At 45.7% G+C, this 21,269-nt stretch carries 13 protein-coding genes and 2 pseudogenes; 13 read left to right on the plus strand and 2 right to left on the minus strand.

Features of this window, described 5'->3' with window-relative positions; all coding sequences use genetic code 11:
- The 13 genes and pseudogenes from fenA to KXD37_RS09985 form a co-directional block, all read left to right on the plus strand.
- Positions 1-3,945 (plus strand): annotated as a pseudogene (gene fenA / locus KXD37_RS09920) (fengycin non-ribosomal peptide synthetase FenA); the annotation flags it as partial.
- A gap of 28 nt (positions 3,946-3,973) precedes the next feature.
- Positions 3,974-7,798: a fengycin non-ribosomal peptide synthetase FenB gene (fenB, locus tag KXD37_RS09925; protein WP_263463509.1), complete on the plus strand. Its 3,825-nt coding sequence runs from the start codon at positions 3,974-3,976 to the stop codon at positions 7,796-7,798.
- Positions 7,799-7,921: 123 nt separating this feature from the next.
- On the plus strand, positions 7,922-8,314 hold the full coding sequence (locus tag KXD37_RS09930) for a DUF1360 domain-containing protein (RefSeq protein ID WP_188323781.1): 393 nt from the start codon (positions 7,922-7,924) through the stop codon (positions 8,312-8,314).
- Between the two features lie 144 nt (positions 8,315-8,458).
- The gene (locus KXD37_RS09935; protein ID WP_254518263.1) at positions 8,459-9,994 is read left to right on the plus strand and encodes a glycoside hydrolase family 10 protein; all 1,536 of its coding nucleotides are present in this window, start codon (positions 8,459-8,461) and stop codon (positions 9,992-9,994) included.
- Positions 9,995-10,293: 299 nt separating this feature from the next.
- Entirely contained in the window at positions 10,294-10,524 is a 231-nt protein-coding gene (locus KXD37_RS09945) for a TetR/AcrR family transcriptional regulator (protein WP_049809933.1), read from the plus strand.
- A gap of 79 nt (positions 10,525-10,603) precedes the next feature.
- Positions 10,604-11,746, plus strand: a complete 1,143-nt coding sequence (locus tag KXD37_RS09950) for an acyl-CoA dehydrogenase family protein (RefSeq protein ID WP_188323780.1) — start codon at positions 10,604-10,606, stop codon at positions 11,744-11,746.
- Between the two features lie 41 nt (positions 11,747-11,787).
- The gene (locus tag KXD37_RS09955) at positions 11,788-13,437 is read left to right on the plus strand and encodes an AMP-binding protein (RefSeq protein ID WP_188323779.1); all 1,650 of its coding nucleotides are present in this window, start codon (positions 11,788-11,790) and stop codon (positions 13,435-13,437) included.
- Between the two features lie 13 nt (positions 13,438-13,450).
- Positions 13,451-14,785 carry an acetyl-CoA carboxylase biotin carboxylase subunit gene (locus KXD37_RS09960; protein ID WP_106022100.1) on the plus strand — a complete coding sequence of 445 codons (1,335 nt, stop codon included), beginning with the start codon at positions 13,451-13,453 and terminating at the stop codon, positions 14,783-14,785.
- 13 nt (positions 14,786-14,798) lie between these two features.
- Complete coding sequence (locus KXD37_RS09965) at positions 14,799-15,020, plus strand: acetyl-CoA carboxylase biotin carboxyl carrier protein subunit (protein ID WP_069486614.1); 222 nt, start codon at positions 14,799-14,801, stop codon at positions 15,018-15,020.
- 15 nt (positions 15,021-15,035) lie between these two features.
- Positions 15,036-15,938 carry a hydroxymethylglutaryl-CoA lyase gene (gene ldeG / locus KXD37_RS09970; RefSeq protein ID WP_106022099.1) on the plus strand — a complete coding sequence of 301 codons (903 nt, stop codon included), beginning with the start codon at positions 15,036-15,038 and terminating at the stop codon, positions 15,936-15,938.
- A 16-nt stretch (positions 15,939-15,954) separates the two neighbouring features.
- Positions 15,955-16,737, plus strand: coding sequence for an enoyl-CoA hydratase (locus tag KXD37_RS09975; RefSeq protein WP_103671513.1), 783 nt, complete (start codon positions 15,955-15,957; stop codon positions 16,735-16,737).
- A 19-nt stretch (positions 16,738-16,756) separates the two neighbouring features.
- A complete protein-coding gene (locus KXD37_RS09980; RefSeq protein WP_127695102.1) occupies positions 16,757-18,286 on the plus strand; it encodes an acyl-CoA carboxylase subunit beta in 1,530 nt (509 codons plus the stop codon).
- A gap of 166 nt (positions 18,287-18,452) precedes the next feature.
- Positions 18,453-19,652, plus strand: a complete 1,200-nt coding sequence (locus KXD37_RS09985; protein ID WP_106021635.1) for a DHH family phosphoesterase — start codon at positions 18,453-18,455, stop codon at positions 19,650-19,652.
- A gap of 47 nt (positions 19,653-19,699) precedes the next feature.
- Here KXD37_RS09985 and KXD37_RS09990 read toward each other — a convergent pair whose 3' ends face one another.
- Together KXD37_RS09990 and galU are read right to left on the minus strand one after the other, a co-directional pair.
- The gene (locus tag KXD37_RS09990; protein ID WP_106021636.1) at positions 19,700-20,296 is read right to left on the minus strand and encodes a DedA family protein; all 597 of its coding nucleotides are present in this window, start codon (positions 20,294-20,296) and stop codon (positions 19,700-19,702) included.
- Between the two features lie 73 nt (positions 20,297-20,369).
- A pseudogene (galU, locus tag KXD37_RS09995) lies at positions 20,370-21,263 on the minus strand (UTP--glucose-1-phosphate uridylyltransferase GalU).
- Positions 21,264-21,269: the final 6 nt, after the last annotated feature.

Raw genomic sequence — 21,269 nt, forward strand, 5'->3', positions numbered from 1 at the left:
CACGCCCGACCGCCGGTGCGAAGCTTCGCAGGTGATCAAGTTTCATTTACGCTCGATCAAGAACTCACAGCCGGGCTTCACAAACTCGCACGCGAGAACGGAAGCACCCTGTACATGGTGCTCCTGGCAGCTTACACAGCGTTATTGTCGCGCTTAAGCGGACAGGAAGACATCATCGTCGGGTCACCAATTGCCGGACGTCCTCACAAAGATCTTGAGCCGATACTTGGAATGTTCGTCAACACGCTGGCGCTTCGGGCACGCCCGGAGGGCGGGAAGCCCTTTGCGCAATTTTTGCAGGAAGTGCGTGAGACCGCATTGGAAGCTTACGAACATCAGGATTATCCGTTCGAAGAGCTTGTCGACAAGCTCAGCGTGACAAGGGATATGAGCCGAAATCCAGTGTTTGATGCCATGTTAGTCGTTCAAAATACAGAGCAACAGACTTTGGAGCTGGCTGACATACAACTCCAGCCGGCCGGCGTTTCTCATCATGTTTCTAAGTTTGATATCACATTGCAGGCTTCTGAGGGTGACGAGCAAATTCATTTGCAATTTGAATATTCGACTGCACTTTTTCAAGAAGCAACGATAAAACAATGGACATATCACCTGACAAATTTGCTGAGTCATATTGTCAAAAATCCGAACACACTTCTTAACAATATCGACATTCTGACTCATGAAGAGCGAAACAAACTGCTGAATGAGTTTAACAGCGGGCAAGAAAATGAACATAAAGTGCAAACAATCGATCAGCTGTTTGAAAAACAAGCAACGCTGACTCCGAATGCTCCTGCACTCGTCAGCAAAGAAAACACGCTCACCTATCAGGAACTGGACGAATGGTCCAATGGCATTGCATGGGCCCTGCGAGACCGCGGGGTTAAGCCGGACACACCAGTCGGAATTATGATGCCTCGTTCATTCAGCATGATTGCAGCCATTCTGGGCGTTTGGAAAGCCGGCGGCTGTTATGTCCCGATTGATCCGGAATACCCGGCGGAACGGAAACGCTATATACTCGACGACAGCCGAACCAAACTGCTCATCACTTTACCTGCTGCGGAGCAAGAAGCACTTGAAGATTTTGAAGGTGAGATATTCGCTATAGAGACCGCGGAGACATACGACGGATCACCGCTTCCGCAAGTGTCACGCCCTCAGCATTTGGCTTATATCATTTATACTTCAGGAACGACAGGCCAGCCAAAAGGCGTGATGGTCGAGCATAAAGGAATAGCCAACACCCTGCAGTGGCGGCGAAATGCTTATGCTTTGAATGAGACAGACACAGTCCTTCAGCTCTTTTCTTTTTCGTTTGACGGCTTTTTAACAAGTATGTTCACACCGCTTTTGTCAGGTGCAAAGACAGTGCTGCCTGATGAAAACGAAGCGAAAGATATTTTGTCCATTAAGCATGATCTATCTCATCATCGGATTACACATATGATTATCGTCCCTGTTTTATATCGGGCACTTTTGGACGTCATACAGCCGGAAGATGCGAAGACGCTTAGAGTAGTCACGCTTGCAGGAGAAGCAGCTGACCGGGAATTGATAGACCGCAGCATGGAAATATGCCCGAATACAGAGCTAGCAAATGAATATGGGCCGACAGAAAACAGTGTGGCAACCACAGCCATGAGACATATGGAACGGCAGAAAAACGTATGCATCGGCCGGCCGATCGACAATACTGAAGTGCTGATTTTAAACGGGGATCAGCTTCAGCCAATCGGCGTTGCCGGCGAGCTTTGTATAGCAGGAACAGGGCTTGCGAGAGGGTACGTCAATCTTCCGGAACTGACAGCAAAAACATTCGTTCAGCACCCATTCCAGCCCGAAAAACAGATGTATCGAACAGGTGACGCAGCCAGATGGATGGCAGACGGTACAATCGAATACTTAGGACGAATGGACGATCAAGTCAAAATCAGAGGCCACCGTGTAGAAACGAAAGAAATTGAATCAGTTATCCGCCGTATAAACGGAGTAAAAGAGGCTGTTGTCCTTGCTCGCGAAACAGCGCCTGCTCAAACCGAATTGTGTGCTTACATTGTGGCAGAGCAAGACTTTAATACAGAAATGTTGCGTGCCGAATTAAAAAAACAGCTGCCTTTGTATATGATGCCGGCGTTTATTCAAACGCTGGACTCGCTTCCTTTGTCACCAAATGGCAAGCTGGATCGCCGGGCACTTCCAGAACCGGCATTCAATCAAGTACGTACATTTCATGCACCGAACAGCGAGATGGAACAAAAACTGGCAGATATATGGGGTGAAGTGCTCGGTGCAGAGAAAATCGGAATTGATGATTCGTTCTTTGAGCTCGGAGGAGATTCCATTAAAGCGTTACAGGTGTCAGCACGGCTTCATCGAATCGGGAAACAAATGTCGGTTAAAGATTTATTCAGTCATCCGACAATTAAAGAACTGGCAGCATATATCCGTGATTCCAATACTAGTGCCAGCCAAGCTCCGGTTGAGGGAGAAGTACAGTGGTCACCTGTTCAAAAATGGTTCCTTTCTCAAGATATAAAAGAGAAACACCATTTTAATCAATCTGTTATGCTGCATCGGAGTACCTCCGTTCAAGAAGACGCGCTGCGCAAAACGTTAAAAGCCATCACAATCCACCACGATGCGCTGCGAATGGTGTTCACACAGTCTGAGCAAGGCAAATGGGTTCAATATAATCGGCCGGTCAGTCATTCAGACGACGCGCTGTACAGCCTACAGATCATCAATCTTAAAGGTTCAGAAGTCAATGAATATGAATCTCTGATTAAACATCATGTACGTGACATTCAGCAGAACATAGATTTGGAAAAAGGGCCGCTATTGCAGGCCGGACTTTTCCGTACAGATGATGGAGACTTTTTGTTCCTAACGGCTCATCACTTCATCGTTGACGGCGTCTCATGGCGTGTCCTGCTGGAGGATTTGGCAACCGGATACCGTCAGGCTGTAAACGGAGAAGACATTGATTTGCCGCCTAAAACAAGCTCTTTCAAAGCATATACGGAAAAACTCGCTGACTATGCTGAAAGCCGTCAGCTTATGAAACAGCTCGCATATTGGCGCGAAGCTGAAGAGTATCAAACAGAAGCACTGCCGTTTGATCAAATGAACGCTCAAACTTTAAATGAGAGAAAACGGGATACAGTTTCATTCTCTCTAAATACAAAAGAGACGGATGCGCTTTTAAAAAGCGTCAACAGTATATATAACACAGATACGCAAGATATGCTGCTGGCTTCCGTGATTCTAGCTTTGCGGGATTGGACAAAACAATCCGCCGTCAAATTGTCATTAGAAAGCCACGGACGCGAGGATGTGTTAGACGGCATAGATGTCAGCCGCACGGTTGGATGGTTTACCGCCATTTATCCATTATTCGTCAAACTAGATTCAGACTTGTCCGACAAGGATCAAGAAGAATACTTGGTTCATGTGTTAAAAACAACAAAAGATACACTGAGACGCGTTCCGGACAAAGGATTCGGCTACGGTGTACTCAAATATTTGACCCCGCCTGAGAAAACTGACCTTGATTTCACCGGCACGGCGGACATCAGCTTCAACTATCTGGGTCAATTTGAAAACAGCCGTACAACTGAAGCGCCTGATGAAAACACCTTCTCGTTTTCTCCGCTCGGGACCGGAGAAGATATCAGCACTTCTTGGAACCGTGAGCAAACGCTTGACATCAGTGCGATGGCAGCAGAAGGAAAAATGACAGTCAACATGACGTACGAAACATCCCGTTTCCAGCATAAAACAATCGCACAGCTTTGTGAGAATTGCCATCACTACTTACTGAAGCTGATTGATCACTGTCTGAACAAAACAGAAACAGAAAAAACCATCAGCGATTTTGATGATCATGAACTGACCGAGGACGCGCTCCAAGAAATCGCTGATATGCTCAGTTTTCACTAATGAAACCGTATAGAAAGGTGCAGGCGATATGGTTAAAACCAAAAAAATCAAGAACATTTATCCTCTGAGTCATATGCAGGAGGGAATGCTGTTTCATTCCTTCCTCCATAAAGAGGAGGGAGCTTATGTTGAGCAGTCGCTCTTTACGATAAAAGGAAGCCTTAGCTATGAGATGTTTCAGCGCAGTATTCAAGCCATCATCGACCGCCATGATATTTTCAGAACTGTATTTCTGCCGCACGTCCCCAATCTGTCGGGACCTCGGCAGGTCGTAATGACAGAACGGAAATTCCATTTGCACACTGAGGACATTTCCAGCCTGCAGATGAATGAGCAGAATGATTATATTGAACAGTTTAAAGAGAAAGATAAGAAAAAAGGGTTTGATTTGCAAAAAGACATGCTGATGCGGATTTCTCTGCTCAAAACAGCAGAAAATGAGCATGTCTGTGTCTGGAGCCACCATCACATCTTAATGGACGGCTGGTGTCTCGGAATCATTCTGCAGGAATTTATGCAAATCTATCAATCTATCCATACAGGAAATCACCTTGCTTTGGAGCCTGTTCGCCCCTACAGCACCTATATTTCTTGGCTGACAAAACAAGACAAAGAAACGGCAGCAGACTACTGGCGTGCTTATCTGAAAAACTACAGCACCCCCTCACAGCTGCCTCAAGTGACGGACAGAGAAGCAAAAGAAGGGTATTACCGTGAAGAATTAATTTTCACTCTGAATCAAAAGCTGACGGACAAGCTGAAAGAGACCGCCAAACAAACAGGCGTCACGCTTGCCACCTTTATTCAAACGGTCTGGGGTGTTATGCTCCAGCGCTACAACCGAACGGACGATGTCGTTTTTGGCGCAGTCGTTTCAGGCAGACCATCTGAAATTCCGGGTGTTGAGTCAATGATCGGATTGTTTATCAATACAGTTCCGGTTCGTGTTAAAACAGGCAAAGAAGAAACGTTTGCAGAACTGCTCATCCGCTGTCAACAAGATATGCTGGACGCTGAGCCGTTTACCTGCCATCCTTTATTCGATATTCAGGCAAACACCGCCTTAAAACAGGAACTGATTGACCACATTATTGTCTTTGAAAATTATCCGTTACAGCAAAAAATGGCTGACTCAGCTGATCAGATTGATTCACCTCTGCAAATAGACAATGTAAAAGTGTCTGAACAGTCAGGATACAATTTCAACCTTGTCGTTGCTCCCGGTGATGAACTCGTCATCAAGTTCAGCTATAATGCGCACGTGTATGATGCTGCCTGGATGACCTGTATCCAAAGACAGCTGACACAAGCGTTACAAGCTGCTGCAGATCACCCTGACATTCCCGTTGCAGACTTTTCCTTTCTTGATCCGAAAGAAAAAGAGCAGATTTTAACACAATGTAACGACACTTCGACGGCGTATCCGAAAAACAAATCAGTGATAGATATATTCCGCGAACAGGCAGTAAAAACACCGGATCAAACAGCTCTGGTTTACGGAAATAGGTCCATTTCGTATCGTGAACTCGATCAAAAATCGGATGCACTGGCCAGAACATTGTATGAAAACGGGCTGCGCCGGAACGGAACAGCCGGTATTTTGTCTGGTCATTCTCCTGATTTCATCATTAGTGTACTGGCTGTTTTAAAAGCAGGGGGGACATACCTTCCTCTTGACGCGGAGCTTCCGCCTGAACGGATCAGCTATATGCTCGACGAAACAAAAGCCGCTATGCTGATTGTTCAAAAAGGACTGGAGCCAAACACAGCGTTTGCTGGAACCTTTATTTCTGCAGATGCAGAGGCGATGATTGAAGAACATACGAAACCTTTGGAAGTCGTCACTGGCCCGGATGATCTCGCGTACATCATGTATACTTCCGGTTCGACAGGCCGGCCTAAAGGCGTCATGATTACCAATCGCAATGTCGTGTCCCTTGTTTGCAACAGCAATTACACATCAGCTTCTGTAAATGACCGGTTTATCCTAACAGGGTCCATCAGCTTTGACGCCGTCACCTTTAAAATGTTTGGAGCGCTTTTAAAAGGAGCAACTCTGCATATCATTGATAAATCAACAATGCTGACACCAGATCGTTTTGGCGCGTATTTAATTGAAAACAACATCACTGTGCTGTTTTTGACAACCGCTCTTTTTAATCAGCTGGCACAAGCTCAAGCTGATATGTTTCATAGGCTTCATACGCTATATGTCGGGGGCGAAGCGCTGTCGCCTGAGCTTATAAACGCTGTCAGGCGCGCGTGTCCGAAGCTTTCGCTTTATAATATCTATGGACCGACAGAAAACACGACGTTCTCAACCTTTTTTGAGATTAAAAGAGACTATGCCACTCCTATCCCGATCGGGAAACCGATCAGCAATTGTACCGCTTTCATCTTAGATGCAAAAGGATGTCTCTTGCCAATAGGCGTTCCCGGAGAGCTATGTGTCGGCGGTGACGGAGTGGCAAAAGGCTATTTAAACAGAGATGATGTAACAGCTGCCGTTTTTTCTCCTGATCCTTTCATACCTGGAGAAAGAATATACCGTACCGGTGATTTGGCGCGGTGGCTGCCTGATGGGAACCTAGAATATATCAGCCGGATTGACAGACAGATTAAAATTCGCGGAAAACGGATTGAGCCAGCTGAAATTGAAGCGCGGCTGTTAGAAATCGAAGGGGTCCGTGAAGCGGCAGTTACTTTGCTGGAAACAGATGGAGAGGCGCAGCTATACACGCATTATGTTAGTGATGAAAGCAGAAACGAAAAGGAAATTCGCGCTGCATTGGCACGAGTGCTTCCTGACTACATGATTCCGCAGCGCTGGGTTCGAGTTGACCGTATGCCGCTTACCGGAAACGGAAAAATCAATCGCAGCGCACTCCCTGTTCCAGAAAACGAGTCTGAAAATCGTCAGGACCTCACACCGCCCAGAAACTGGGTCGAACAGGAATTGGCGCAAATTTGGAAAAGCGTACTCGGCGTTAAAACGATCGGAATACATGATGATTTCTTCGGTCTTGGCGGACATTCACTAAAAGCGCTTCAAGTGATACACATGCTTAAACATCATCAGCATATTGATATACCGATTGATGTCTTATTCGAAAATCCGACGATCGCCCAGCTTGCGGAAAAGCTTTATTCTAATCAGCTGTCAGCGGCCGGTGAACAGCATGTGATCCAACTGAACCAGCAAGGCGGAAAAAACCTGTTCTGCTTCCCGCCGATTTCAGGCTTCGGGATTTATTTTAAAGACCTGGCATTGCAGCTGAATCACAAAGCAGCCGTGTATGGCTTTCATTTTATTGAGGAAGACAGCCGCATTGAACAATACGTCAGCCGCATTACCGAAATACAGCCAGAAGGGCCGTACGTTCTATTAGGCTACTCCGCGGGCGGAAACTTGGCTTTTGAGGTCGTACAGGCTATGGAGCAGAAAGGACTAGAAGTCAGTGACTTCATTATCGTAGACGCCTACAAAAAGGATCAGTCTATAACAGCAGATACCGAAAACGACGACTCAGCCGCATACCTGCCAGAAGCAGTCAGAGAAACAGTGATACAGAAAAAAAGGTGCTATCAGGAATATTGGGCTCAGTTAATAAATGAAGGCCGTATCAAGTCAAACATTCATTTCATTGAAGCTGGCATTCAAACCGAAACGAGCGGGGCTATGGTATTACAGAAATGGCAAGACGCCGCTGAGGAAGGCTATGCCGAATACACCGGGTACGGCGCGCACAAAGACATGCTGGAAGGTGAATTTGCTGAAAAGAATGCAAATATTATCCTCGATATTTTAGACAAGATCAATTCAGATCAAAAAGTGCTGCCAAATAAGCATTAAACAAATACTTGCCGGACAGAAGCGTATCTCTGTCCGGTTTTCTTTTTGCAAGAGAGTCGCGCATAAGAATGGATGCAAAAAAGCGGGGAATGATAACATCATCCTTTTTCTTGGAGGCTTGTCATGGAACATCTTTCTTGGCTTACTTTTTTTATGCTGATACTGGCGAGTTACAGGCTGACACACTTAATTGTATTCGACAAAATTACTGAATTCATCCGAAAACCTTTTATGAAAAAGAAAAGAACCGTTGATGCAAACGGGCATGTGAATGAAAAAAACGTGCCGGCCTCAAACTTTGGCTATATGTTAAATTGCTACTGGTGCGCGGGCGTTTGGTGTGCCATCCTGATCGGGCTTGGCTATCTTTTTTTACCTGATATCGCTGTTCCGGTGATTTTCATATTATCGATCGCAGGCGCACAGGCCATTCTTGAATCAGCTGTCGGCGTAGGCGTAAAACTCGTAGACGTGTTAAAAAGTGTCCAAATTCTCATAAATGATAAAAAGCCCTAAAGCAGGGTAAAGAGGCTTCGGGACTTTTTTACGTTCAGCCGGTTATAAATCCGGTTTCTTCAATCCGATTAAGCACCCTTTTACAGCCCGGTAATACCGTAATAACGAATAGTGAAAGCGATGTAATGGGGGAGAAGAAACAGAATGAAGGGTTGTCAAAAGCCGATTGTACGTATTCTTGTCAGCTTGCTCATCGGAACGTTAATCATATCCGTTCCTTATCTGGCCAAAGCACAAACGGACAGGGAACTGAGAGCCGTATGGATTGCATCCGTACTAAACCTTGATTGGCCGTCAAAAAAAGGCTTATCGATTGAAGCGCAAAAACAGGAGTATCTCAGCCTGCTGGATGACGTTCAGTCAATGGGAATGAATGCCGTCATCGTTCAAATTAAGCCGACGGCCGATGCCTTTTATCCGTCCGCTTACGGGCCTTGGTCTGAATATTTGACTGGTGTTCAAGGAAAAGACCCAGGTTATGATCCGCTCGCTTTTATGATTGAAGAAGCCCATAAACGAAATCTTGAATTTCACGCTTGGGTTAATCCTTACCGCATTACGATGAACCATACAGATCTCAATAAATTGTCTGATGATCACCCGGCAAGAAAGCATCCGGACTGGGTCGTGGCTTACGGTAAGCAGCTTTATTATAATCCCGGCATCCCTGAAGCGAGGGATTTTATCATCAAAGGCATTGAAGAAGTCGTAAAGCATTATGACGTTGATGCCGTTCATATGGATGATTATTTTTACCCTTATAAAATAGCCGGACAGGAATTTCCTGATACCGTACAGTATGAACAATACGGGAAAGACACGTTTCCCGATATTGATGACTGGCGAAGAGATAATGTAAACCAGCTTGTCAGCCAAATCAATCAAACAATCAAAGCTGAAAAACCATATGTCAAATTCGGCATCAGTCCATTCGGTGTATGGAGAAACGCAGAAGACGACCCAACCGGATCGAATACCAAAGCAGGTGTCAGAAATTATGACGACCTTTATGCAGATACGAGACACTGGATCCAGCAAGGCGACATCGACTATATTGCCCCGCAAATTTACTGGAGCATCGGCTTCAACGCAGCCGCTTATGACGTGCTGGCTGATTGGTGGAGCAACGAGGTCAAAAACAGACCCGTTCATTTATACATCGGGCAGGCAGCCTATAAAATCAATAACAATTTTGACCCGCCATGGTCCGATCCTGAAGAATACGCCAGACAAATCAACCTCAACCGTCAGCTGGAGCTGGTGAAAGGAAGCATGCATTTCAGCCTCAAAGACCTCAATAAAAATCCGCTCGGCATCAAAGACAGACTCATCACCGACCTGTACAGCGAGCCTGCATTGGTACCCGAAATGCCTTGGCTCGACAGCAAAGCGCCGAAAAAACCGAAACTGACCAAAGTAACCGCAGACGATAACGGAAACCTCCTGCACATACAAGACCACCCATCAAATCGAAAAACAAAGGAAACAGCCTATTATGCGATATACAGGGCTGAAGGAAAACAGGAGCAAACTTTGCTGGCCACAGCAAGAGAAACAAACGACAAGCAAACCTTCCTGGATGACACGGCAGAACCAAATAAAACATATACGTATTATGTCACGTCCGCAGACCGGCTTCATAACGAAAGCAAGGCCTCGAAAAGAAAAATAAATCAATAGCCCGCAGAGACGGCTGTTACTAGCCGTCTTTTTCAACAAATTGCGTTTTTATGAATGAGACAAGAAACGTATTGCCGGTGCTGAATTACCTGTATTGGAAACTGAGCATTTCATATTAAAAAAGATCGAAGAGGAACACTTGCAAAATGTATTTTCAATCTATGAACATGACGAAGTATTTGAAAACTGCGGCATCATTCCTAAACATAACATAAAGACAGTACATAAAATGATTAGCCATTTTGATCGAGATTATCAGAAAAAAGCGGGGGATTTATGAGAAGTATCAAGGGACTACAATGACGTTAAAATCAGTTGCCGAACAAGCAAATGTCACGCAAGGAACCGTTTATTATCATTTTCGCACAAAAGAGAACCTGATGCTGGAGGTGGTTCGTCATGTGTGCGACAGTTCATGGGCAAACGTAAAGAACAATCAGCGTCCGCCAACCGAAAAGCTAAAATCAGCAAAAGCCCGAACGAAGGAAAATGCTTATTATCACCGGTTAATTTTAACGCTGACGTTTTAATTTTCAGACTTCTTTTGTCAGGGAATGATTCCTGAATTCACTTAATAGGATGTTACAAAGATGTGAAGGAGGAAACCAAGTGAATTTTGAGCTGACAAAAGAACAGCAAATGGTTCGTGAAATGGTAAAGGATTTTGCAAAGAGAGAAATTGCTCCTCACGCAGAACATGTAGATCAAACGGGTGAATTCCCGATACAAACGTTTCAAAAAATGGGTGATCTCGGACTGATGGGCATCCCCTTTCCTGAGGAATATGGAGGATCAGGCGGAGATACGATTTCCTATGCCTTAGCTGTTGAAGAAATCGGCAAAGCATGCGGCAGTACAGGATTAAGCTATGCAGCTGCAGTTTCACTCGGTGCAAGCCCTCTATATTACTTCGGGACAGAAGAACAAAAACGGGCGCATTTGATTCCTCTGGCTTCCGGTAAAGCACTCGGATCATTCGGCCTGACAGAACCAAATGCCGGCTCTGATGCAGGAGGCACGCAAACGAAAGCGGTGATAGATGGTGATGAATATGTGATTAACGGCGAAAAATGCTGGATCACAAATGCCAGCTATGCACGTACGGTGATTGTGACGGCAGTGACAGGCAAAAATGAGAGCGGAAATAATATCATCTCCGCATTAATTGTTCCGACAGACACACCCGGCCTTACCATAACGAGCCCGTACGATAAAATGGGCGTGCGCGGATCAAATACAGCGGAAATTTTGCTTGAGGATGTCCGTGTACCCGCAAGTTACCTGCTCGGCGACCCTTCAAAAGGATTTAAACAGTTTCTTCATACCCTGGATGGCGGACGCATTTCTATTGCCGCTCTTGCAGTCGGCATTGCCCAAGCGGCACTTGAAGCCTCCTTAGCCTATGCGAAAGAACGAAAGCAGTTCGGACAGCCGATCTCTTCCTTTCAGGCCATTCAGTTTAAACTTGCCGACATGGCGATGGAAATCGATCTTGCCCGGCAAATGGTATTAAAAGCTGCCTGGCTGAAAGATCATAAGCGCCCGTTTACGAAAGAAGCGGCTTATGCCAAGCTGTTTGCCTCTGAAATGGCAACAAGGGCATGCAACCAAGCGATTCAAATTCACGGCGGTTCCGGCTACATGAGAGAATATGCGGTTGAACGGATGCTGCGGGATGCAAAATTGATGGAAATTGGAGAAGGCACATCAGAAATACAGCGTATCGTGATCGCCAGACAGCTTCTGAAATAAAATGTAAACGCTTTCTGATCTCGTGAAAGGAGGACCGTCACATGTCCGAACTCATCCATTGCACAATCGGCAGGCTGCTGGAACAAACGGCAGCAGCCTATCCTGATCAAGAAGCGGTTGTCTATCCTGACCGGAATCTCCGCTATACGTACGCGCAATTCAACAGGCTGTGCCGCCAAACCGCTAAAGGGCTCATGGGGATGGGAATTAGAAAGGGAGACCACGTGGCCATATGGGCCTCGAATATACCGGAATGGCTTGCTGCTCAATTCGCCACCGCAAAAATCGGGGCTGTGCTCGTTACCGTAAATACAAATTACCAATCCCAAGAGCTTGATTACTTGCTGAGACAATCAGATGCGGATGCACTTATCGTCATGGATTCATATCGCGGCACTTCTTATACAGAGATCCTGAACAGCTTAATTCCCGAGCTGAAGGAAGCAGAGCCCGGGCAGCTGCAATCAGAACGCTATCCGTGTTTAAAAACATTGATTTATATCGGTGAAAAACGTTTACCTGGTATGTATCATTGGGACGATACAGAGATGTTGGCACAAACAGTGTCAGATGCCGAGCTGGAAGCAAGAATGAGCAGCCTTGAAAAAGATGATGTCATTAACATGCAATACACGTCAGGAACGACAGGATTTCCTAAAGGAGTGATGCTGACTCATTTTAATGTCATCAACAACGCCGCAAATATCGCTGAATGTATGAAATTAACCTCATCTGACCGCATGTGCATTCCGGTTCCGTTTTTCCATTGCTTCGGCTGCGTGCTTGGCGTTTTGGCATGTGTGTCCGTCGGAGCAGCCATGGTACCTGTTGTAGAATTTGAACCTGCTACAGTCCTTACAACGGTTGAAAACGAGACATGCACAGCACTGCACGGTGTACCGACGATGTTTATCGCGGAGCTTCATCTTCAAGATTTTGATTCTTATGATCTGTCATCGTTGCGAACAGGCATCATGGCAGGATCATCCTGTCCAAGTGAGGTGATGAAAGCTGTCATTGAAAAAATGGGCATGACAGACATCACAATCGCCTACGGACAAACGGAAGCTTCGCCGGTGATCACACAAACAAGAGCTAATGATTCCTTCCAAAGAAGAGTGGAAACAACCGGCCGAGCCTTGCCTGAGGTCGAAGTAAAAATTGTGGAGCCCGGCACGTTTAATGAGGTTCAAAGAGGCGTACAGGGAGAGCTTTGCACCCGCGGCTATCATGTGATGAAGGGCTATTATAAAGACGAAGAAGCTACGCAAAAGGCAATCAACCCAGAAGGATGGCTCTTTACCGGTGATCTCGCTGTGATGGATGAAGACGGATACTGCCGCGTCAACGGGAGATTAAAAGACATGCTCATCAGAGGCGGTGAAAACGTTTATCCGAGAGAAATAGAAGAATTTTTATACCGCCATCCTAATATTTTAGATGTACAGGTAGTTGGTGTGCCTGACGAAAAATACGGGGAGGAGGCAGCTGCCTGGATTAAGCTGAAAGAGGGAAAAACAGCTTCACCCGAAGAGCTGAAAGCCTATTGCAAAGGGAAAATCGCCCGCCACAAAATTCCGCGGTATTTCATCTTTACAGACGAGTATCCTATGACGGCCTCAGGCAAAATTCAAAAATACAAGCTGCGTGAAAAAACGATTCAGCTGTTTCACTTACCATCAAGTCAATGAGGGGTGATTTCATTTGTTTACAAAAGTGCTGATTGCCAATCGCGGAGAAATCGCAATGAGAATCATACGTACGTGCAGCCGCCTTGGGATCAAAACGGCAGCGGTATATTCTGAAGCAGACAGAGATGCGCTTCATACAAAGGCAGCAACAGAGGCTTATTATATCGGAGAATCGAGAGTCAGTGAGAGCTATTTAAATATTGAGAGAATCATAGAAGCGGCGAAAAAGGCAAATGCCGACGCCATCCATCCGGGATATGGATTATTGTCTGAAAACAGCCGTTTCGCGCAACGCTGCAAAGAAGAAAACATTGTATTTATCGGTCCTTCACCCGCTGTGATTGCCAAAATGGGAAGTAAAATTGAAGCACGAAAGGCGATGGAGGAGGCAGGTGTTCCTGTAGTGCCGGGTGTTTCCGAATCTCTTGGAGATATTCAGGCAGCCTGCCTCGCCGCGAGTGAAATCGGCTACCCCGTTATGCTGAAAGCTTCAGCAGGGGGAGGAGGCATCGGAATGCAGCTCGTTCCAAACGAAGAAGCATTGATAAAGGCGTATGAAGGAAACAAAAAGCGAGCAGCAGATTTTTTCGGAGACGGGTCCATGTATATAGAAAAGGTGATTGAACACGCCCGCCACATCGAAATTCAGATTCTTGCCGATCACCACGGGCATGCAGTGCATCTGTTTGAACGTGATTGTTCTGTCCAGAGGCGCCACCAAAAGGTCATTGAAGAAGCCCCATCTCCATTTGTTGATGATGAGCTGAGAATGAAGATAGGAGAAACGGCAGTGAAAGCAGCCAAAGCGATTGGCTATGCCAATGCGGGAACGATCGAATTTTTAGTCGATGAAAATAAAAACTTTTATTTTCTGGAAATGAATACGAGATTGCAGGTAGAACATCCCGTGACTGAAGAAATTACAGGTTTAGATTTAGTTGAGCAGCAATTAAGGGTTGCGGAGGGACAGACTCTCAGATTCGCTCAGCAGGACATAAAACGAAACGGGCATGCCATAGAGGTCAGAATATATGCGGAAGATCCGAAAACCTTCTATCCGTCACCGGGAACAATCACCGCTTTTTCTCTCCCGGAACAATATGGAGTCCGACACGAATGTGCAGTAACAACAGGGAGCGCAGTTACGCCTTTTTACGATCCGATGATCGCCAAAATGATCGTCAAAGGCCAAAACAGAGAGGAAGCGATTGAGAGGCTAAAGGAGGCGCTCCGTGACTATCGGATAGAAGGGATCAAAACGAATATTCCGCTTCTCTTACAGGCTGCTTCATCAGAAGCATTCAAAAAAGGAGACGTCACAACTGATTTTTTGAAAAACAACTTATAAGGAGGCAGCTGTCATGACGATACACATTCAGATGGCAGGGAACCTGTGGAAGGTGCATGTCAAAGCCGGAGACCACATTGAAAAAGGCCAGGAAGTCGCCATTTTAGAATCAATGAAAATGGAAATCCCGATTGTTGCAGAGAGAAGCGGAACAGTCAAAGAAGTGAAAAAAAAGGAAGGTGATTTCGTGAATGAAGGTGATGTGCTGCTCGAACTGAACGATCCAACTCAATAATCGGGGAGGCTTACCATGTCCTATCCTAAAAAAGTCATGTTAAGAGAAGTCGGCCCGCGGGACGGCTTGCAAAACGAACCGGTGTGGCTTGCAACAGAAGACAAAATCGCTTGGATCAACCAGCTTTCCCAGACAGGACTCCCCTATATCGAAATAACATCCTTCGTTCATCCAAAATGGATTCCCGCGCTTCGAGATGCTCTAGATGTGGCAAAAGGCATCAGCCAGGTAAAAGGCATCACGTACGCAGCACTTGTCCCTAATCAAATGGGACTGGAGAATGCGCTGGAAGGGGGTATTGACGAAGCTTCTGTCTTTATGTCCGCAAGCGAAACACACAACGTAAAAAACATCAACAAATCCACTGCTGACACTCTCCAAGTTCTCAAACAAGTAACAGACGACGCAAAAAAAGCAAATCTTACAGTAAGAGCCTATCTCTCCACAGTTTTCGGCTGTCCGTATGAAAAACATGTACCGATCGAACAAGTGATTCGCCTGGCAGAATCTTTATTTGAATTCGGAATTTCTGAACTATCGCTTGGAGATACGATCGGCGCGGCAAATCCTGTACAGGTTGAAATCGTACTTGAAGCGCTTTTGAAACGATTCCCGGCAAGCCAGCTCGCACTCCACTTTCATGATACAAGGGGAACGGCTCTCGCCAACATTCTCACCGCTCTGCAAATGGGCATCACCACATTTGACGGCTCAACGGGCGGGCTTGGCGGCTGCCCATATGCTCCAGGTTCATCGGGAAATGCTGCGACAGAAGATATCGTGTACATGCTTGATCAAATGGGAATCGAAACAAACGTAAAGCTCGCCAAGTTACTTCCAGCAGCCAAATGGATCGAGGAGAAAATCGGGAAACATCTTCCGAGCCGAAATTTACAGGTGTATAAATCATCTTTATAAAAGAAAGGAAATACCAATGGGAGAATCTATTCTTTTCACTGCAAAAACAGAACACATTGCTGTTATCACCCTTAACAGGCCCCATGCGGCAAATGCCCTTTCGGCAGAAATGCTTAGAGACCTGCAATCCATTCTCCAAGAAATCGAATTCAACACGAAAATCCGCTGCGTCATCCTGACAGGCGCCGGTGAAAAAGCGTTCTGTGCGGGAGCAGACTTGAAAGAAAGAATAAAAATGAAACAAGATCAGGTTCTCAAAAGTGTATCCTTCATTCACAGAACCGCTGCTTTACTCGAAGCCTTGCCGCAGCCGGTGATAGCAGCCATAAACGGAAGTGCTTTAGGAGGCGGGCTTGAATTGGCATTGGCATGCGACATCCGAATAGCAGCCGAGAACGCTACGTTAGGCCTTCCGGAAACGGCTTTAGCTATTATCCCAGGCGCAGGAGGGACACAAAGACTTCCACGTCTGATCGGCAGAGGAAAAGCAAAAGAACTCATTTATACAGGCAGACGCATAACCGCACATGAAGCCAAAGAGATAAACCTTGTAGAGCATGTTACGGCTTCTTGTGAGCTTATGGCGAAAGCAGGGGAACTGGCAGAAGCCATTTCAGCTAACGGACCAATTGCCGTCCGCCAGGCTAAATTCGCGATCAATAAAGGATTGGAAACAAACCTTGCAACGGGATTATCAATTGAACAAAAAGCATATGAACACACGATCCCGACAAAGGACAGGACAGAGGGACTTCAAGCCTTTCAAGAAAAAAGACGTGCCGTATACACGGGAGAATAAAGATCGGAGGGAATACCTTATGGATTATGAAAAAGAACGAACAGAACGGGCGGAAAGGATACAAAAAGGCGGAGCGGAGAAGTATCATCGCAGCAACCAAGAAAAAGGCAAGCTCTTTGTTAGAGAGCGGCTTGCCCTTTTATTTGATGATGACATCGAGCTTGAGGACGCTTTTTTTGCAGAATGTATGTCAGACGGGCTTCCCGCCGACGGAGTCGTAACCGCCATCGGTAAAATCGGCGGCCAAACTGTCTGCGCCATGGCAAATGATTCTACAGTGAAAGCAGGCTCCTGGGGAGCAAAAACAGTTGAAAAAATCATCAGAATACAAGAAACAGCAGAAAAATTAAACTGTCCGCTCATTTATTTAGTCGATTCGGCAGGCGCCAGAATCACCGACCAGATCAATGTATTTCCGGGCAGAAGAGGCGCAGGGAGAATTTTTTACAATCAGGTCAAATTGTCAGGGCGCATTCCCCAAATCTGCCTTCTATTCGGCCCGTCCGCAGCTGGGGGTGCTTATATTCCTGCCTTCTGCGATATTGTCGTCATGGTAGACGGTAACGCGTCCATGTATTTAGGCTCGCCGCGGATGGCGGAAATGGTGATCGGCGAAAAGGTGTCACTTGAAGAGATGGGAGGCGCCCGCATGCATTGTTCAGTTTCTGGCTGCGGAGATATTCTCGCTGAAACTGAACAAGAAGCCATTCACTTGGCACGCTCATATTTATCTTACTTTCCGGCAAATTATAAAGAAAAAGCGCCTGTACAAGAAAAACGGCCGCCAAAGCTCTTTGACATACCGCTTTCTGACGTTATTCCGCAAAACCAAAATGCACCTTTTAATATGTTTGAGCTGATCGATCGTGTAATAGATGAAGGCTCTTTTTTTGAAATCAAAGCTTTATTCGCACCGGAAATCATTACAGGTCTTGCGAGGATTCACGGACAGCCTGTCGGAATTATCGCGAATCAGCCAAAAGTAAAAGGCGGTGTCTTATTCCACGATTCAGCGGACAAAGCCGCTAAATTTATCACATTATGCGACGCCTTTCATATTCCTTTGCTGTTCTTAGCGGACATTCCCGGCTTTATGATCGGCACAAAGGTAGAACAGGCCGGAATTATCCGCCATGGAGCCAAAATGATTTCAGCGATGTCAGAAGCAACCGTCCCCAAGCTTTCTGTAATTGTGAGAAAAGCCTATGGAGCGGGATTATATGCTATGGCCGGACCGGCTTTCGAACCGGATTGCTGCATAGCGCTTCCAACCGCACAAATCGCCGTAATGGGCCCTGAAGCAGCCGTAAACGCTGTCTATGCCAAAAAAATCTCCGAGCTGCCGAAAGAAGAGAAGGCTCAATTTATCAGCAGCAAACGCGAGGAGTACAAAGAGGACATCAATATATACCGCTTGGCTTCAGAGATGATCATTGACGCGGTAATCCCAGCCAATTCATTGCGCGAGGAATTGCACAAACGGCTTATGGCGTACATGACAAAGGAAGTGACATTCACCAATCGAAAACATCCGGTCTATCCAGTTTAAAAGGAAGTACCAGGAGCGTGATAAGCGCTCTTTTTATTGTTTTAGATAATTTTATTATGTAAACTAATCAACTGTGCATAAAACCCTCTGTTTTTTACAATAGTAAATAAAGGCTGCCGCACACCTATAGCGGCAATCTCCAGTATGATAAAAAGGGGCCTTTATTATGTACCATTTATATTCACATAACGACTTGGACGGAGTAGGGTGCGGGATCGTTGCGAAATTGGCTTTCGGGAAAGAAGTTGAGGTCCGTTATAACTCTGTCAACGGCTTAAATGCTCAAGTCCAATACTTCTTAGAAAAAGCAAAAGAGAGCAGCAGACACGATGCCTTATTTATCACGGATCTTGCTGTCAATGAAGAAAATGAAAAGAGGCTGAACGAGTATGTCCATGCGGGCGGAAAAGTGAAACTGATTGACCACCATAAAACAGCCCTTCATTTGAATGAGCATGAGTGGGGATTTGTCCAGGTGGAATACGATGACGGACGTCTTGCATCGGCCACATCTCTTTTATACGACTATCTTGTCCAAAATGATCTGATGAAGCCGACAAACGCCTTAGATCAATTTACAGAGCTCATCCGCCAATACGACACTTGGGAATGGGAGCAGTACGATCAAAAACAGGCAAAGCGGCTCAATGACCTTTTCTTTTTGCTTTCAATCGATGAATTTGAACAAAAAATGATTCAACGGCTTTCTGCCCATGACGAATTCTTCTTTGATGAATTTGAAGTGAAACTGCTTGATTTAGAAGAAGAGAAAATCGAGCGCTACCTTCGCAGGAAAAAAAGAGAAATGGTGCAAACCTTTGTTCACGAACACTGTGTAGGTATCGTTCACGCAGAATCGTACCATTCTGAACTCGGAAACAGACTCGGAAAAGACAATCCGCATCTTGATTACATTGCCATTTTAAGCATGGGATCAAAACGAGCCAGCTTGCGCACCATTCATGATTACATTGATGTTTCAGAAGTAGCAGGCCGGTACGGAGGCGGGGGGCATGCGAAGGCTTCAGGCTGTTCCATAACGGACGAAGTATACGATTTGTTTGTAGCTGAAGCATTCCGAATGGAACCGGTCCGCCCAGATGCATTCCGTAATTTCTATAATCTGAAAGGGTCGGCAAACGGCTCATTATACGAAAATCGCGAACAAATGAGATTCTTCCTGTTTCCTTCGGACAACGCATGGAACATTCAAATTAACGGGGAGACACAGGATGAAACCTTCTCGGCTTTTGAGGAAGCAGAATGGTTTATTAAAAGGAATTACGCGGCATCTCTTGTACGGGATGAAGTGTTTGTCGCATTTTTAGCGGAACATATGAAGCTTTCAAATCATCATCGAAAATAACAAAAAAATATGCATAGGGGAGAGTCCTCCCTATGCATATCCATTAGCTATCGTTTAAAAATGGCTGTGCGTTTTTTTATGACAAAATAAAGTGCAATGACCACTATAGCCAGTATCATAATCGGTGTTGTATAAGTGCCCGCAATGTTCTCAACGTCATCCCACTGGCTTCCGAGCTGAATGCCTAAATAAACAAACAGGATAGACCACGGAATGATAGCAAGTACAGTCAGTACCACAAATTTGAGAAACGGCATTTTGGCAATGCCTGCGGGAATTGATATCGCATGTCTGACAACCGGTATAAAACGTGCCGAGAAGACAACCCCCGTACCGTACTTTTGAAACCAGTTTTCTGACATGTCAATGTGATGCTTTTTAATCAATAAGTACTTCCCGTATTTGTCCAAAAACGGCCTTCCGCCATAGCGTCCGATCCAATAAATAAAGATCTGGGCAATGGTGCCCCCGATAACCCCCGCAATGATGGCGCCGATAAATCCAATCGTGCCTTCCGATACCATATAGCCGCCATAGGCCAATACAATTTCACTCGGTATGATTTCGATCATCAAACCAATTGCAATGCCCGCATATCCCATATTCGTCAGCCAAGTTAAAATTTCGCTTATCAAACTGCTCACATTCTTCACAACCTGTCCTTATCTTTTTCACTATTATATGACTGATTGACGAGCAAGATGGTTACAAATTTTTTTATCGCAGCACTTCTTTTGTTTCCCGTTTGAGCACTTCTTCTAAATAAGCTAAAAGCTGAGATCTCATTTCAGGACGCATTAAGCCGATTTCGGTGCTTGCTTTAAAACAGCCCAATTTATCGCCAATGTCATATCGTTTTCCTTCCAGAAGCCGCGCATGAATAGGCTGGGTACGGCAAACCTCACGAAGTGCATCTGTTAATTGAATCTCATTGCCTGCGCCTCTCCCGATCGACTTCAAAACAGGGAATATAGAAGGATTCAGTACATATCCTCCCATTACTGCAGTTTCGGAAGGAGCTTCTTCCGGAGACGGTTTTTCAACTAAATCGTTCACTTCATACACATGGCCTTGAGAGCCTGATGTCTGAATAATGCCATATTTGCTGACATCCTCAGGGAGAACAGACTGTACGCCGACAACCTCTGTGTCATAATCGGCGTATACATCCATTAATTGCCGAAGAGCCGGCTTTTCAGACACCATAATATCATCGCCTAATAGAACGGCAAAAGACTCATCTCCGATAAAATGCTCCGCACACAGCACCGCATGACCTAAGCCGAGCGGTACTTTCTGGCGGATATAATGAATATTGGCCAAATCGGCAATCTGCTGTATTTCCTTTAGCGTCTCCGTCTTGCCTTTTTACCGCAGATTGAATTCCAATTCCGCCGACCGGTCAAAATGATCTTCAATCGAGCGTTTGTTTCTCCCTGTAATAATCAGTATATCCTCAATTCCTGACTCTACGGCCTCTTCTACAATGTATTAAATTGCTGGTTTGTCGACGATCGGGAGCATTTCTTTCGGCTGCGCCTTTGTCGCCGGCAGAAATCTCGTTCCTAAACCCGCTGCGGGAATGACCGCTTTTCTCACTTTTTTTCTCATTCATCT

Origin of the sequence: Bacillus sp. XT-2 (assembly GCF_025696525.1) — a bacterium.
GTDB classification, from domain to species: domain Bacteria; phylum Bacillota; class Bacilli; order Bacillales; family Bacillaceae; genus Bacillus; species Bacillus halotolerans.